The organism is Gemmata palustris (assembly GCF_017939745.1).
GTDB lineage: Bacteria > Planctomycetota > Planctomycetia > Gemmatales > Gemmataceae > Gemmata > Gemmata palustris.
This window is the reverse complement of the sequence record NZ_JAGKQQ010000001.1, coordinates 7,465,372-7,479,722: the sequence shown is the minus strand read 5'-3', so window position 1 is coordinate 7,479,722 and position 14,351 is coordinate 7,465,372. Positions and strand designations below refer to the sequence as shown.

14 protein-coding genes are annotated in these 14,351 nt (G+C 64.3%); 7 read left to right on the top strand and 7 right to left on the bottom strand.

The window, feature by feature from the left end:
• The first annotated feature begins 12 nt into the window (after positions 1–12).
• Both J8F10_RS31010 and J8F10_RS31005 read left to right on the top strand, forming a co-directional pair.
• Positions 13–867 carry an SMI1/KNR4 family protein gene (locus J8F10_RS31010; RefSeq protein ID WP_210660441.1) on the top strand — a complete coding sequence of 285 codons (855 nt, stop codon included), beginning with the start codon at positions 13–15 and terminating at the stop codon, positions 865–867.
• A gap of 20 nt (positions 868–887) precedes the next feature.
• A complete protein-coding gene (locus J8F10_RS31005; protein ID WP_210660440.1) occupies positions 888–1,649 on the top strand; it encodes a uracil-DNA glycosylase in 762 nt (253 codons plus the stop codon).
• Positions 1,650–1,688: 39 nt separating this feature from the next.
• On the opposite strand, the gene J8F10_RS31000 is transcribed toward J8F10_RS31005, so the two are convergent.
• From J8F10_RS31000 to J8F10_RS30980, 5 genes are all read right to left on the bottom strand, one after another.
• A complete protein-coding gene (locus J8F10_RS31000) occupies positions 1,689–2,921 on the bottom strand; it encodes a serine/threonine-protein kinase (RefSeq protein ID WP_210660439.1) in 1,233 nt (410 codons plus the stop codon).
• A 127-nt stretch (positions 2,922–3,048) separates the two neighbouring features.
• Positions 3,049–3,849 (bottom strand): class I SAM-dependent methyltransferase, encoded by an 801-nt coding sequence (locus tag J8F10_RS30995; protein ID WP_210660438.1) that lies wholly within the window; start codon positions 3,847–3,849, stop codon positions 3,049–3,051.
• 46 nt (positions 3,850–3,895) lie between these two features.
• Positions 3,896–4,942 carry an MBL fold metallo-hydrolase gene (locus tag J8F10_RS30990; RefSeq protein WP_210660437.1) on the bottom strand — a complete coding sequence of 349 codons (1,047 nt, stop codon included), beginning with the start codon at positions 4,940–4,942 and terminating at the stop codon, positions 3,896–3,898.
• 300 nt (positions 4,943–5,242) lie between these two features.
• Entirely contained in the window at positions 5,243–5,635 is a 393-nt protein-coding gene (locus tag J8F10_RS30985) for an RNA recognition motif domain-containing protein (RefSeq protein ID WP_210660436.1), read from the bottom strand.
• Between the two features lie 366 nt (positions 5,636–6,001).
• Complete coding sequence (locus J8F10_RS30980; protein WP_210660435.1) at positions 6,002–7,024, bottom strand: S1C family serine protease; 1,023 nt, start codon at positions 7,022–7,024, stop codon at positions 6,002–6,004.
• A 149-nt stretch (positions 7,025–7,173) separates the two neighbouring features.
• Here J8F10_RS30980 and J8F10_RS30975 point away from each other — a divergent pair, with 149 nt between their 5' ends.
• Positions 7,174–7,929, top strand: a complete 756-nt coding sequence (locus J8F10_RS30975) for a segregation and condensation protein A (RefSeq protein WP_210660432.1) — start codon at positions 7,174–7,176, stop codon at positions 7,927–7,929.
• Positions 7,930–7,997: 68 nt separating this feature from the next.
• Positions 7,998–8,795 carry an SDR family NAD(P)-dependent oxidoreductase gene (locus J8F10_RS30970; protein WP_210660430.1) on the top strand — a complete coding sequence of 266 codons (798 nt, stop codon included), beginning with the start codon at positions 7,998–8,000 and terminating at the stop codon, positions 8,793–8,795.
• 63 nt (positions 8,796–8,858) lie between these two features.
• On the opposite strand, the gene J8F10_RS30965 is transcribed toward J8F10_RS30970, so the two are convergent.
• Positions 8,859–9,527 (bottom strand): HEAT repeat domain-containing protein, encoded by a 669-nt coding sequence (locus J8F10_RS30965; protein ID WP_210660429.1) that lies wholly within the window; start codon positions 9,525–9,527, stop codon positions 8,859–8,861.
• A gap of 330 nt (positions 9,528–9,857) precedes the next feature.
• On the opposite strand from J8F10_RS30965, the gene J8F10_RS30960 reads away from it, so the two are divergent.
• Both J8F10_RS30960 and J8F10_RS30955 read left to right on the top strand, forming a co-directional pair.
• Entirely contained in the window at positions 9,858–10,853 is a 996-nt protein-coding gene (locus J8F10_RS30960; RefSeq protein WP_210660428.1) for an ROK family protein, read from the top strand.
• A gap of 99 nt (positions 10,854–10,952) precedes the next feature.
• Positions 10,953–11,411: a hypothetical protein gene (locus tag J8F10_RS30955; RefSeq protein ID WP_210660427.1), complete on the top strand. Its 459-nt coding sequence runs from the start codon at positions 10,953–10,955 to the stop codon at positions 11,409–11,411.
• A 39-nt stretch (positions 11,412–11,450) separates the two neighbouring features.
• Here the strand turns inward: J8F10_RS30955 and J8F10_RS30950 are convergent, their stop codons facing one another.
• Positions 11,451–12,608, bottom strand: a complete 1,158-nt coding sequence (locus J8F10_RS30950; RefSeq protein ID WP_210660426.1) for a hemolysin family protein — start codon at positions 12,606–12,608, stop codon at positions 11,451–11,453.
• Positions 12,609–12,982: 374 nt separating this feature from the next.
• Here J8F10_RS30950 and J8F10_RS30945 point away from each other — a divergent pair, with 374 nt between their 5' ends.
• Entirely contained in the window at positions 12,983–14,248 is a 1,266-nt protein-coding gene (locus J8F10_RS30945; RefSeq protein WP_210660425.1) for a TIGR02996 domain-containing protein, read from the top strand.
• The last annotated feature ends 103 nt before the right edge of the window (positions 14,249–14,351 follow it).

Sequence of the window (14,351 nt, the reverse complement as noted above, 5' to 3'; positions counted from 1 at the left end):
GAGGAATCGCCCGTGGCGGAGACCGAAAAACCGTGGGAATCGGCGTTTAGGCGAGTACGGGCGATTTATTCGCCCGAGTATCGGTATCCTCCGAGAGAGACGGTAGCTGAACTGGATGCTGCTGAAGAAAAGCTCAGTTTCAAGTTCCCCGTAAGCTACCGCGCTTTTGCGCAAGAGTTTGGCTTGGACGGTGAGCTTCACGGAGGACTGCCGAATGTGCTTCCGTTGACTCTGCGGGAGTCCGAGACAGAGGATGAATGGTGGCGTTCCGTCGTAAGCGCCAGTCATTTTTTTCGTACCTATGAGTGGAGGTGCGACGCTGAATCTCTCACTTTTCTTCGTCGCGTTGTGGTGTTTGCGATAGATTCTGGCTACCACTACTGGGTTTTTGACCCGCTTGATGTGACAAATGCGGATTTCGGAGAGTACCGCATCTACGACGTGAATCGATCGATGGACGCGACGCCCATCGCGACATCTTTCGGTGAGTGGTTACTTTGGATCGATGAACACTACCGATTCGAGCGGGAAGAAGAGGAAGATCCCAAAGAGCCGGAATTCCCACCTGTTTTCAAGCCCGATTCGGTTCACCCAAATCCGATGTACTACGCGAGGCATTCTCTGCCGCCACCTAAAAAAGCGCCAGAGCAATCTGACATTCCCCTGTTGCTCTCATTCAGCAATCACACGGTCCGTGACCTCGCGCGTTCGATCCGAAACGAGGGCCGCACGGAGGCGTTTCCCATTCTAGCCGATGCACTCCAAGAAGCGGGTTGCACGAACGCGGACCTGCTTGACTCGTGTCGCACGGGCGACCCCGACATTGATGGCGCCTGGGTGCTTCAGGTACTCTTGGGCAAAGCTTGAACGCGCTGAAGGGTGGTTGCATGTCGGCGGATGGCACGATTGATCTCGTTCAGCAAGTGCGGGCACACCTAGAATCGCTCCACGCGGCCGGGGTGCTGTTCGCGCCGCGCGGTGAACGTATCGCGCCGCGCCGAATTGCTGCACAGCCCTCGTTTACTGCGCCCGTCGAGGTCGCGCCAGAAGCTCCCGACCCGCTCGAAACTCGGCGCCAAGAACTTACCGTTCTCGCGAAAGAAGTCGAAGGCTGCGACAAGTGCAGCGAACTGTTCGCGACCCGCACGCAGCCCGTGTTCGGAACCGGGCCGCTCGACCCGGAAGTCGCGTTCGTGGGTGACGCGCCGGGTTCCGACGAAGACGCGCAGGGCGAGCCGTTCGTCGGCAAGGGTGGGCAACTACTGCGGCGCATCATTGCCGCGTGCCAGTTGCCCTCTTCGCAAGAGTACCTGCTCAACATCATCAAGTGCCGGCCACCGAAGAACCGTGCCCCCTCAATGGCGGAATGCGCCAACTGTCGCGATTTCTTCCGCCGACAGTTCGAGGCCGTAAAGCCCAAATACCTTGTTGCGCTGGGGCTCACTGCCTCGAAATTGCTCACGGGGAAGAGCCTTGCGATGAGTGCCCTGCGCGGACAGGTTCACGAGTACCGCGGGGTACCGCTTATTTGCACGCACCACCCGAACGACATCGAGAAGGACACGACCGATCGGGTTAAGCGCGAGACGTGGGAAGACATGAAGCTGCTACTGCGCACAATGGGCAAGCCGGTGCCGGGCGCGAAATAAGATACGCGCCCCTCGGTGCGACGCGGAGGCGCGTATCGCTCAGGCGTACTGGAGCAGGTACTCGAGTTCATCGTCGCTCAAGTTGTTCCTGAACGCACACCCGTGAATCCAGTGGCCGGCACTTTCCGGCTCGATGCGCACCACGCGGACCTGGAGCCGCGTCACGTCCGACGCACCGGTCAGGAACTCGATCGTCAGTTCGGTGCCCGGCTCGAACCGGCGCGCGAGGAGCACCCCGAGCCCACCGACCGACACATCGCGGACCACCAACGGCCACATCTCCTCGCTATCCGGGTTCCCCTCACCGGTGGCCGAGGTATCAATCACGCCACACGTGCCCATATCCAGTACGTGCCGAACACAGGCGCGGCGGTCGCTCGGCCCGGCCGATTTCTTGTACTGGAGCGTGCTGAGGTCCGGCACGTCGGCATCAAACTTCGACCGGACGGTGAGCAGCTTGAAGAACTCCAGGCACGATTGGGGCCGCAGGTCCGGATCGACTTGTAGCGCGCTCTGAATCGCCGCGTCGAGTCGTTCGCTGAGTTCGGGCACCACGGATCGGACCGAGAGTGTCTCTTTCTCTTTGCGGGCGAGGATCGCGAGCGGGAACTTCGCGTGGAACGGGAGCTTCCCGGTCACCGCGTTGTAAAGCGTCGCCCCCAGCGCGTACACATCGCACCGGGCGTCGGCGCATTTCGCGTTCCCGAACTGCTCCGGGGCCATGAAGTTCGGCGTGCCCAGCGCGCTGGCGTGGCTCGTCAGGTCGAGGTCGTTGTTGTAATCCTTCGCCAGCCCGAAGTCGGTGAGTTTCGCGCGGCCGTCCGGCAGCACGAGGATGTTGTCCGGCTTGATGTCGCGGTGAACGACTTGGCGCAGGTGCGCGTAGTGGAGCGCCTGCGCCACCTGCGTGATGATTTTGACCGCGTCGGGTTCCGCGATCTTGCCCGCGGACAGAATCCGGTCGCCGAGGTTCGCGCCCTCGACCAGTTCGTAAACGAGGTAGCTGATGGAGCCGTCGATTCCGATATCGAGTGCGCGAACGATGTTCGGGTGTTCGAGTTGAGTCGCGGCGCGGAACTCCTGGAAGAGGCGCTGGTGAACGGAGTGGTTCTCGGAGATCTTGCTCCGCAACACCTTGATCGCGACCAGACTTTTCGTGGTGCGGTCCAGGGCTCGGTACACGGTCCCCATGCCGCCGGAACCGATCGCGGCACCAAACTCGTAGCGAGCCAATGATGGTAAACGAGCGGCCTTGATTGTCGCGGGCGGCATGAGCTGGCTCCGCGCGCAGTGGCGCGTTGTGGCGGCCCACATTCGGGGCGGAAGGAATGATCGCGGTCGATCCCGCCTAAACTCTGGGACCGCTTTGGGGGCTTGTCAAATTCCCGGACCAGCGATTTCATTTCCGGCAATAAACGCCCAATAGGTTGCATTCGGGATAGCGCAACGCCACCTTTCGCAGCGCGTTCCGGGCCACCAATTCCACCGTGTTTAGGAGCGGAAAGCGCGAGAGCGCGGAGCAATCATCGACCCACGCGAACTCCGATTCGCGGAACCCGCCGCGTGCGAAAAGTCGCTTGAGGTCTCGGCGCGAGTTCATCAGGTACGCGGTCGGGAACGTGTCCTTCTCTTCACCACCCCAAAGCAGCTTCTTCACGGGGTAGTGCAGGTCGAACGGGACCACACGCGACACCACCGTAATCGGTGACCACAAATCGACCGTGAACACAATCGCCAGACCACCCGGCTTCACCAGGCGCGCGAGCGCGCTCACAACTGAGTCCGGGGACGTGACGTGCTCCGCGACCATCCGCAGCGTCGCAACATCGAAGGGCGCGGGCGAAGTGTAATCCTCTATGAACGCTTGGTGTTTCTCGCGCGTGTACGGGTTGTCGAAGACGTTCGCGCTGGGATCGACCCCCACGAAGCGGTTCGCACGGGCGGCGAGTTCGCTCGCGAGTTTGGGATTGTCGGGAAACGGGCTCGTTCCGCCGCCGACGTCGAGCCAGTCGCAGCCGGGAAACACGGCATTCGCGACGGTCGCTTCGTACACGTCCGCGGGCAGGAAGTAGTTGTGTGTGTGTCGGCGCCGGGGGTTCGGCCCCGTGGTGGTGGGATCGCCGTATTTCAGTGCGAAGAGCCGCGCGAGATCGGCGGCCGAGGGGAGCACGCGGTGAGTCATGGAGTGAACGTAGGACATTCCCGCGCCCGCTTGCAAGGGCGGGCGCGGGTTCACCGAACTGTGGTCACTTACCCGCGATGCCCGTCGGCGCGGGGCGCCAGTTGAGCGGGGACGGGGCGGCACCGATGCGGTCGTGGTCGATCTTGCCCATCAACTCGTTGTACACGTGCTTCACGCTGTCCTTGTTCATGTCCGTTTCCACCACGTTTACGCCGGTCCACTCCTTGTACCAGGGGAAATCCAGCCCCTTCGTGATCTCTTCGACCGACTTCTTGTCCTCAATGCCCTTCTTCACCGCGGCGCGGAGCTCGGTGAAGTACCGCGTCTCCTTCGCGAGCAGGTCTTTGCGGGCCACCTTTCCGTGCCCGGGGCAGATGAGATCGATTTCCAGTTTGCCCATCGCGTCGAGGCACTTGATCCAACTCGCGGAATTGGAGTGGCCCATGTAGTTGAACGCGCCGTTCACACACGCATCGCCGGTGCAGAGGATCTTGTGCTTCGGCAGGTACGCACTCGCGTCGCCGGACGTGTGGCTGTGGCCGAAGTGCATGAAGACGACGTGCTGCGTTTCGTCCTTCAGCTCGTACTTGTCGTCGAAGGAGATGTCCACCTGTTTGAGTTCGTTGTCCTTGATGTCCTTGCGGTCCTTCGCGGCATCCTCCCACTGTTTCGGGCCGTTCGCCTTCAGCAACCGGGCAGCGTTCTTGTGTGCGACGATCTGCGCGCCCTCCTTCGCCCAGATGGTGTTGCCGTAGGCGTGGTCGCCGTGGTGGTGGGTGTCGAGCACGTACTTGATGGGCTTCTTCGTGGTCTTCTTGATGTCCGCGATCACGTCGGCGGCTTCCTTCGGGAAGTTCGCATCAATCACCACGACGTAGTCTTTGAAAACGACCCAGGTGTGGTTACTCCCGCCGAACGGGATCTTCGGGTCGTTGGCGGCGATGGACGAGTAGCGGAAGAACACGCCCGGCGCGATCTCTTTGACGTCGTTGAACTTCATCTCGGGTACGGGTAACTGTTTCGACTCGTCGGCCGGCTTGTCCGCGGAGGCGTACACGACAACGGCGAACGCGATAGCGACCGACGCGAGCAACGCGATGCGTTTCAACATGGGTTGAGATTCCCGAGGTGAGTAGGAGACGTGAAGAGCGTAACCGGCGAAATGAGAAAAAGAAAGCCCCTCCCCGTCCCGCCTCCCCGCCCCAAAAGCACCGGGGGCTGGCCCCCGCTGACTACTCACTCGCGTCCGCGGTGCGGGTACCATCCGTTCCGGGCGAAGAAGAATCGTTCTTCTTGGTCCCGGAAGTCGGCACCTGCTCACACCGCGAACTGTGTTCAGCACAATTCGCGGGGTGCGGAGGGAGTCAGTAGCCAGTGAGCGCCAGCCCCCGGCAATTATCAATTACTTAGCTTAGTAGCGGCCGCCGCTACCACCACGGCCGCCGCCGCCACCGCCGTAGCCGCCACCACCGCTGCGGCCACCGCCGCCACCGCCGTAGCCGCCACCACCACCGCCGCCGCCGTAGCCACCACCGCCGCCACCGCCGGTGCGGGGGCGCTCTTCGCGGGGCTTGGCTTCGTTCACGGTCAGGGTCCGGCCGCCGAGCTGGGCGCCGTTGAGGGCCGCGATGGCCTCGTCACCGCCGTCGTGCATTTCGACGAACGCGAACCCGCGGCTGCGGCCGGTTTCGCGATCGCTGACGATCTGCGCGCCCAGCACGGTGCCGTACTGGGAGAACGCTTGCACCAAGTCGTCGCTGGTGGTCTGGAACGAGATGTTTCCGACGTACAACTTCTTCGCCATTAGTCTTCTTACTCTGGGCCGAAGGCCCGATAGAACGCTGCGCGGAACCCCCCGCGCTGAGGACAGGACTGACGAGTGGCTGAGGTCACGTCATTCACGAAGAATGATCGCGTACCGCAGTTCCTCTGCGACGATGCTGGCTTGACTGTCTTGGAGGCTGTGAGGGTAGCTCAGAGTCGAAAGACCAAGAAGTGTCGAAGCAGATGGCAGCAAAGCGATTCGTAGCTCCTGGGCTGAGGGGCACCCGCCACTCAGTGTGAGGAATAATACACTGCGTTCGCAGAATAAAAAGAGCAATTCCGCCAGAACCCGAAATGTTTTCTTCCGGGACCGCAGATCGGGCGTCTGCGGACCCGGAGAAAAACGCTACCCCCGCACCGGGCTCGGGTACTCTCCGGGAACCACAGCGCGTTCCACCCGGCGCCCCTCGCGTAGTACCGCGACTTTCGCGGGCAAGCCGACCGGCAGTTGCGTGAGCGCGCGGTGCAAATCGTCCACGCTCGTCACCGGTGTGCCGCCGAAACCGATGATGATGTCGTCGATCCACAAGCCCGCGTTCTGTGCCGGGCCTTCCTCTTCGAGCATCAGGATTTCAACGCCGCTCTTTTGGTCCAGCTCGAATTTCTCGCGCAGTTCCGGGGCAACCGGTACTTGGCGCACGTGCAGCCCCAAATACCCACGGATCACGCGCCCGTGCTTCAGCAGTTGCGGCAGGATCGTCTTCGCGGTATTGATCGGCACCGCGAAGCAAATGCCCTGCGCGGGCTGGATTACTGCGGTGTTGATGCCGATCACGCGGCCGTGCGAATCGACGAGCGGGCCGCCGCTGTTGCCGGGATTGAGGGCCGCGTCCGTTTGGATGACGTTATCCACCAAGTGACCGGACACGCTGCGGAGCGTGCGCCCGAGTGCGGAAATCACGCCCGCGGTCACGGTCGACTCGAACCCGAGCGGGCTGCCGATCGCGACCGCGAGCTGGCCGACCTTGATCTTCGCCGAATCGCCGAACGTCGCGAATGGGAACGTGGCGCCCTCGGCTTGTACCACCGCGAGGTCGGTCCACGGGTCGTTGCCGACCACGCGCCCGCTCATCTCGGTGCCGTCGCTGAGGCGCACGCGAACCTTATCGTGCCCCTGCACGACGTGGTGATTCGTGAGCAGGAACCCGTCCGGCGTGAACAGCACGCCGGACCCGCTCCCGCCCCTCATACCTTTGCCGACCCTGAGATTGACGACGGCCGGGCGGAGTTTGTCCGCGACGCCGACGACGGCGCGCGAGAACGCATCGAGTACGTCTTCCGGCTCGGGAGCGGGCTCGCGCTTCGGTTCGCCGGGCGCGCCGGTGCCCTCCCCGCCGTTCGTAATGAAGTGTTGCCAGAACCGCGACATGGCACGGGCCTTTCTCGTTCGAGGTGCCCATTCTATCCCGGGGAGGCAAGGGGCAGGCTGCGTACCGCCGTCCTACCCGGCTAGGTTTCTTTTCCGCCCCCCGCTATACTCCGTGCGCGTGAACGCCCGAAAGTCGCGGTCCGGTTCCCATGTCACACCTCGTCGCACTCGACGCTTTCCACGGCCCGCTCGACCTGCTCCTCTATCTGGTCAAGCGGAGCGAGGTGGACGTTCTCGACATTCCCATCGCCGAAGTTGCTGACCAGTTCCTCGCTTACGTCCTGGCCGTCAAGGAACTGGACATCGAGGCCGCGGGCGAGTTCCTGGTAATGACTGCCACCCTGATGGAGATCAAGGTCCGCTCGCTGCTCCCGGCCGACGAGCACGCCACCAGCGACGATCAGCCGGACCCGCGGCGCGAGCTCGTGCGGCAGTTACTCGAGTACCGGAAGTTTAAAGACGCGGCGGCGGCGCTCGAAGCGAAAGCAGAGGAGGCCGGCACGCGGGTCGCGCGCCAGGAGCCGCCCGAACCGGCACGCGAACATGAGCCCAAGGTGCGCCCGGTCGAGTTGTGGGACTTGGTCAGCGCGTTCGCGCGCCTCATGCGCGAAACCCAGTCGCTCCAGCCGACGACGATCGCGGTGGACGATACGCCGCAACACGTTTACGAAGCGCAACTCATGGAGCGCGTGACCGCGTCCGGCGGGCGCTTGCTGTTCCGCGAGGCGTTCCCGGCGCCGCACTACAAGGCGCGACTGATCGGCATCTTCCTCGCGGTACTTGAACTGATCCGGCACCGCGGTTTGGGCCTGGAGCAGCCCGAGCCCGAAGGCGCCATCTTCCTCGTCACCCTTCCAGACGCCCCGGCAGAGGGCGAGCCGACCGCAGATCCTATCCTGTCTTGAACGAAATCGCCCGCTTTCGCGTGGCGGGCCACTCGAACATCGTTCGTCGCACTACAACGGGTACCGCTATGTCCACGTCACCGTCCCCGCGGCCGGTCGCGCTCGTCACCGGGGCCAGCGCCGGAATCGGCGTCGAACTCGCGCACCTGCTCGCGGTCGATCACGACCTCGTTCTCACCGCACGCCGGGCCGATCAACTCCGCACACTCGCGGACGAGTTGAAGCAGAAGCACGGGGCGACGTGCCACGTGTTCCCCGCAGACCTCGCGGAACCGGACGCGCCGCGCAAGTTGTTCGACGCCGTTCACGGAGCGGGGATCACGATCGATGTGCTGGTGAACAACGCCGGATTCGGCGACCTCGGCCCGTTCGTGAAATCGGATCTCGGTAAAGCACTACGGATGATTCAAGTTAACATCACCGCGCTAACCGAACTGACGGGACTGTTCCTGCCCGAATTCGTCGCGCGCAACCGCGGGCGCATCCTGAACGTGGGCTCCATCGCGGGCTTCCAGGCCGGGCCGTTCATGGCCGTGTACTACGCGACGAAAGCCTTCGTGAACTCGTTCTCGGAAGCGCTCCACTGCGAACTACGCAAAACCAGCGTCACGGTAACGGTGCTATGCCCGGGACCGGTGGCGACCGAGTTCGCGGCGGTTTCGGGGATGCAGGTGACGCGCGTGTTCAGTGCGGGGCAAGCGATGGGTCCGCGCCCCGTGGCCGAAGCCGGCCTGAACGCAATGAAGGCGGGTCGGCGGATGACCGTTCCCGGTTGGCGGAACAAAGTGATGCTGTTTTTGGAGCGGTTCCTGCCGCGGGCCGTGGTGCTTCGCGCGGTGAAGTGGATGATGAGTCGGCGGCTTTGAAGTTTTCCGGGATGTGACTGTTTATCCCAGGATGCGCCCGCAACGCGGGCGCACCCTGGAGGTTCAGTTCACGGCCATCGCGAGCGGGATAAATTCGACCGTGGCGGCCAGTTCGCGACAGCGCTCGTCCTCGATCGCGGCCACGCGAATCGCTTCGCTCACCTCGCCGTCGTCGGGCGCGATCTGGCTGAGCAACCGCGCGCACCGGGCGCGGAAATCGCTGTCCGCGTTGCGCAGGCCGACCAAGAGTACGGGGACCGCGTCGCCGCCGATGCGCTTGAGCGCGGTGGCGGCCACAACGCGACTGCGCGTTTCTGGTTCGGACAGCAGGTTCACCAGCCCCTGAGCACCCGGCCCGGCCGCCGGCCCGAGGCGCCCGAGCGTCCCGGCGCAGTCGCGGCGCACGCTGGTGTCGCTGTCTTTCAACCCGGTCACGAGTGCGGGAACGGCGGGAATGGCTTGAACGCCAAAATCGCCCAGCGCCCGGGCCGCGCGGCGCCGAACGCGGGCCGAAGCGTCGCGCAACCCCTTGGACAGAGCCCCGACCCGCTTGGGGGCGGGCACCGGCAGTTCGGCCAGGGCGACCACGGCCAGTTCGCGGACCTGGGGGTTCGGGTTGTTCTGGGCCTCCAGCAGCACCTCGTAAGCCACGTTCGTCTGCGCGTCCGGCAGCCCGTGGACGAGGATCGTGAAGACCAACTTGTGCATCACTTGCGGTGTGAGCGGTTCCATAATGTGCGCTTCTGGGCGGGGCGACCAGCGGGCGATCGCAGGGGATGTTCCTTCTTGTAACCGTAGATCACTGCCGCACGAAAGTTCGCCCGACTCGGCCGATTTGCGCCCCCCCGCGCGAGTCGTTAACACTCACGAGCCGGCGCTAACGCACGTTAACACCTTCACCTGTCACAACCCGGCGCCGTTGGTACAACTTGGGGAAAGTGTTTGCTATTTCGTGCCCCGTGGTTTGTGCTTCGCCTTGCGCCTTCTGGTGCGCGGGGTGAAGGCCCCGCATGAAATGTCGAACACGAAGTATCCACATAAACGCAATCGACTGAGGCAATAATGGCCGCACAGGAAAATTTCGTCGGTTTAGATGTGGGCGGAACCACGATGAAGGCCGCCGTTGTGACGAACGACGGGCGCCCGCTGTCCGCGCCAGTGGTAATGGACACCAATCCCGAGCGCGGGCAGGAAGAGGGACTGGAAACAATGTGCGCGACGATCCGTAAGGCGATCGAGGCCGCCGGCCTCACCCTTGCGGACATCACCGCGATCGGGGTCGCAACGCCGGGCCTGATGGACATCAAGGCGGGCCTGATCCTCGACCCGCCGAACCTGAAGCCGTGGAAAAACGTTCCGGTGCGGGACCACGTTGCGCATGCGTTCAACAAGCCGACCGCGTACCAGAACGACGCGAACGCCGCGGCCTACGGCGAGTTCTGGGTCGGGGCCGCCAGTGACGCGAAAAGCATGGTACTGTTCACCCTGGGGACCGGCGTCGGCGGCGGGATCATCCTCGACGACACCATTATCGAGGGCGAACACAGTCACGGCGGGGAACTGGGGCACCTGCGGATCGCGATGCCCGACACGGGTCGGCAGTGCGGGTGCGGTGCCCGCGGGTGTTTGGAAGCCTACGCGAGCGCGACCAACGTCGTCCGCCGGGCGCGCGAGGATATGGCGTGCTGGCGCGGACCGGCCACCAAACTCCGCGACTACTACACGGCCAACGACGACGATTTCACCGCGAAGGTGATCTTCCGGCACGCGGCCGAGGGCGACGAGTTGGCCCAGAAGGTGGTGGACGACACCGCGTACTATCTGGCCCTCGGGGCGTGCGCGGTGATCGCGGCCGTGGACCCGGAAATGATCGTGTTCGGCGGCGGCATGGTCGCGGCGGGCGAATGGTTCCGGTCGAAGATTGATGCTTACGTCAAGCGCTTCGGGCTCCCGTTCCCGACGAAATCCGTAAAGATCGGGTTCGCGAGCCTCGGCTCGGACGCGGGATTCATCGGCGCTGCGGGGTGCGCGCGGCTCTTGGTGCAGCGAAAAGCGTAACGCTCGGTTCGTGTACGGGGCGTTGGTTGTTGCGACCGTCCCCTCCGATGTGTGTTCAGCGGGTGCTGCCGCCCCTTGTCGCCAAATTAGGGGATCGCAATGCGGGGAGCGGACATGGCCGCGTGGGACGAGTTCGACCGGCCGAGCTACGAGCGCCCGATCGAGGGCCTGAAGCGGGTCGCCCGCTACCAGCGCTGGCTGATCGCGGTCGTGCTGGCACAACTGGCGCTGTGGGCCGGATTTATCGCGCTGACGATCCTGGGCCGGGGGCGCGAGCCGGACATGCAGTTCCCGGTGGTCCTCACGCTCATCCTCGGCGCCGTCGGCGGGATCTTCGTCTTTCTGCTGTCGTGGGAACTGCGCGGGGCCTTCGCCGCGCTGGTTTTCGGCCTCGCGACGGTCGTGCCCTGTATGGGATTACTCATCCTCACAATGGTGAGCGGGTACGCGACGACCGAGCTACGCAAACACGGGGTCAAGGTCGGGGTGTTCGGGGCGAGCTTCGCCGCCATCGACGAGCGCCCGTCGCTCTACGACGACGAGGACGCCGGTTGGTAGCCGTCACTGGTACACGAAGGGTCGAGTGCCGCGCGGGGATCAACTTCCCGTGGGCTTGTCGCGCGACTCCGGGGGGCGCGGTTTCAACGGCTGGTGGGTGCCGGACTTGCTCGGCAGCCCGACCGCGCGCCGGCGCGCGAGTTTCAGCTTCGGCACGGGTACGTCGTGCTCGTCTTCGATGTCGCCGACGATCTCTTCCAGCACGTCTTCGAGCGTGATGAGCCCCAACACTTTTCCGCCCGCGTCGCGCACGATCGCCATCGGGCGGTGCGACTTGCGGAACAGGCGGAACGCATTCGCGACCGGTTCTTCGGGGCTGAGGAACGTGGCCGGGTACAGCGCGTCTTCGAGCACCACCGCGCCGGACGTGCTGAACAGGAAGAACAAGTCCTTCGTGTTCACGATGCCGACGATCTTGTCCGGCGTGCCGTCGAACACCGGCATCCGCGTGTGGGCGCCGAGCCGGGCGATTTCGAGCACCTTGTCGGGCGAAGTGGACACGTCGAGCGCGGCCATCTTCTCGGCCGGCACCATGCAGTCGCGCACCACCTTGTCCGCGAGGGCGAACACGCCCAGCACCATGTCCGCCGCGTCCGGGTCGATCTCGCCCGCCTCTTCACTGTCCTCCACCAGCAGGCGCAGTTCGTCCACGGTGTGAACCTCGCCCTCTTCGCCGTCCCCGCGGTAGCCCAGGCGCCGGAGGAACCACCCGCTCGACCCGTTCATGAGCTGGATGAGCGGTGCCGTCGCCCGGCCGAACAGGTACACCGGGCGCGCCACCCACAGCCCGACCCGCTCGCTCTCTTGCAGCGCAGCGAGCTTCGGCATCTGCTCGCCGAACACGACGTGCATGTACGTGATGAGCGACAGCGTGATGAGAATGGAGAGCACCCGCGCCCACTCGACGGGGAACCCGGACAGGAGCGGGTGAATGAGCCGGTGGATGGCCGGTTCGCTGACGAACCCGAGTGCGAGGCTGGCGACCGTGATCCCGAGCTGGCACGCGGCCACGCTCCGGTTCAGGTCGTTCAGCGCCGCGAGTAAGGCGGACGCACCCGGGAGCCCCTGGTTCACCAGTTCTTCCACCCGCGTTCTGCGGACCGCGACCAGAGCGAACTCGGCCGCAACGAAGAACCCGTTGATCGCAACTAATAGCGGAATCGCGACCAATCCCACGATCAGGAGCGTCTGGCTCATCTCGCCCTCGGCACTGGCCAGAAGCGCGAGAGAATCCGCGGACCACGCAACCACTTTGGAGGTTTCCTTGATCTTGAAGCGCGCCGGGACCGCACACCGCGGTCACGAACGCTGAGTATTCTATCCGCGCGGGGCGGGGTGACCGAAACACGGGCGTGCGAGAGGAAACGCCTGTTAAAAGACTAACCGATCGTGCCGGCCGGCGCTAATACTCACTGCGGAGAGCAGTAACTCCGAGCGGTTACTGCCAAAAATCGATCGGATACCCGTCTCGACCGGCGCGCGGAACCGGTTCCGCCACTGGCATAGGCGCGGGCGGTACGGCCCGCGTAAACTGCGCGGGTGGAATCGCCACGGAGGACGTGCCGCACCCAATGACCAGTTCGCACGACGCACTGTACCGCGCTATCTGCGCGCACCCGGACGAGGACACACCCCGCCTCGCCTTTGCCGATCTCATTGAAGAGAACGGCGAGCCCCGGCGCGCCGCGTTCATCCGCACGCAGATCACACTCGCTCGGCTTCCCGTCTACGACCCGGGCTGGGTGAGCGTGCGCCAACACGATCCCGATGCGGCGACCGGCTGGTGCATGACCGAGCAACTCCCGAAACCACCGCCCCCCGGGTGCGAGTGGACCCGGTTCGAGTTCCGCCGCGGGTTCCCGTGGAAGATCGGCGTGTTGTCGCTGACCGCGTTCCTCGAAAGTGGCGACGCGGTGTTCGACACCGCCCCGATTCAGGCGATTGATTTGGACCAGCGCGATCGCCCCGATCTCGCCTCGCTCGCCGAATGGCCCCACCTGGCCCGACTGCACCGGCTCACGTTTTCTACCGGCTGGTTCGACCCGGCCGATATCGCTCGGCTCGCCGAATCCCCGCACACAAGCAACATCACGGAACTCGGGTTCGAGTTCGAGAGCATCTCCCCGGAGGGATTGAGTACGCTGGCCGCGGCGCCGCTGTTCAATCGCCTGAAGGCGCTCGAATTGAGCTCGAATGCGTTCCCGCCCGCGCTGCTGATCGACGCACTCGGTGCCGCCCGGGGCTCGGGCGCGTTGTCGCGGTTGTCGCTCCCGAACAATCGCGTGGGCCGCAACGACGCCGAAGCTCTATTTCGGCTCCCCGCGCTCCAGGATCTTCAACACCTGGACATGAGTGACAACCCACTCGCCGGGGAGGGGATCAGGGATCTCGCCGAGAGCGGAATCGTTCGCGGGTTGCGCACACTGCACCTGAGCCGGACGCGGCCCGGCGGCCCGGGGGTAAAGGCGCTGACCGAAGCCGGCGGGCTGGCGGGGCTGCGCATGCTCGATCTCTCGAATAACGCACTGGGGCCGGCGGCCGTGAGAGCGGTGGCCGCGTGCGGCGGGTTCCGCGGGCTGCGCGTGCTGAACCTCTCGAACAACTACGTGCGCGACTCCGGGGCCGTGAGCCTCGCCGGGTCGAGTGCGCTGGCGGGACTCCTCGAACTCGATCTGTGCGAAACAGATATCGGCGACACGGGCGCCCTTGCGCTGGCCGAATCGCCGCACCTGAACCACCTGATTCGGCTCGACCTCCGCACCCGCGCCGGCCGCGGATTCAGCGATACCGCCCGCGCCGCACTGACCGAGCGGTTCGGGGACCGCGTCAGCTTGTAAGACAGAAGAATTGTTGACAGGATTTACAGGATAAACAGGATCGAGACAGGAAACCGACCTCTCTCACCCCTGCGGATTCTGTCGAAATATCTTCCGTCTCACT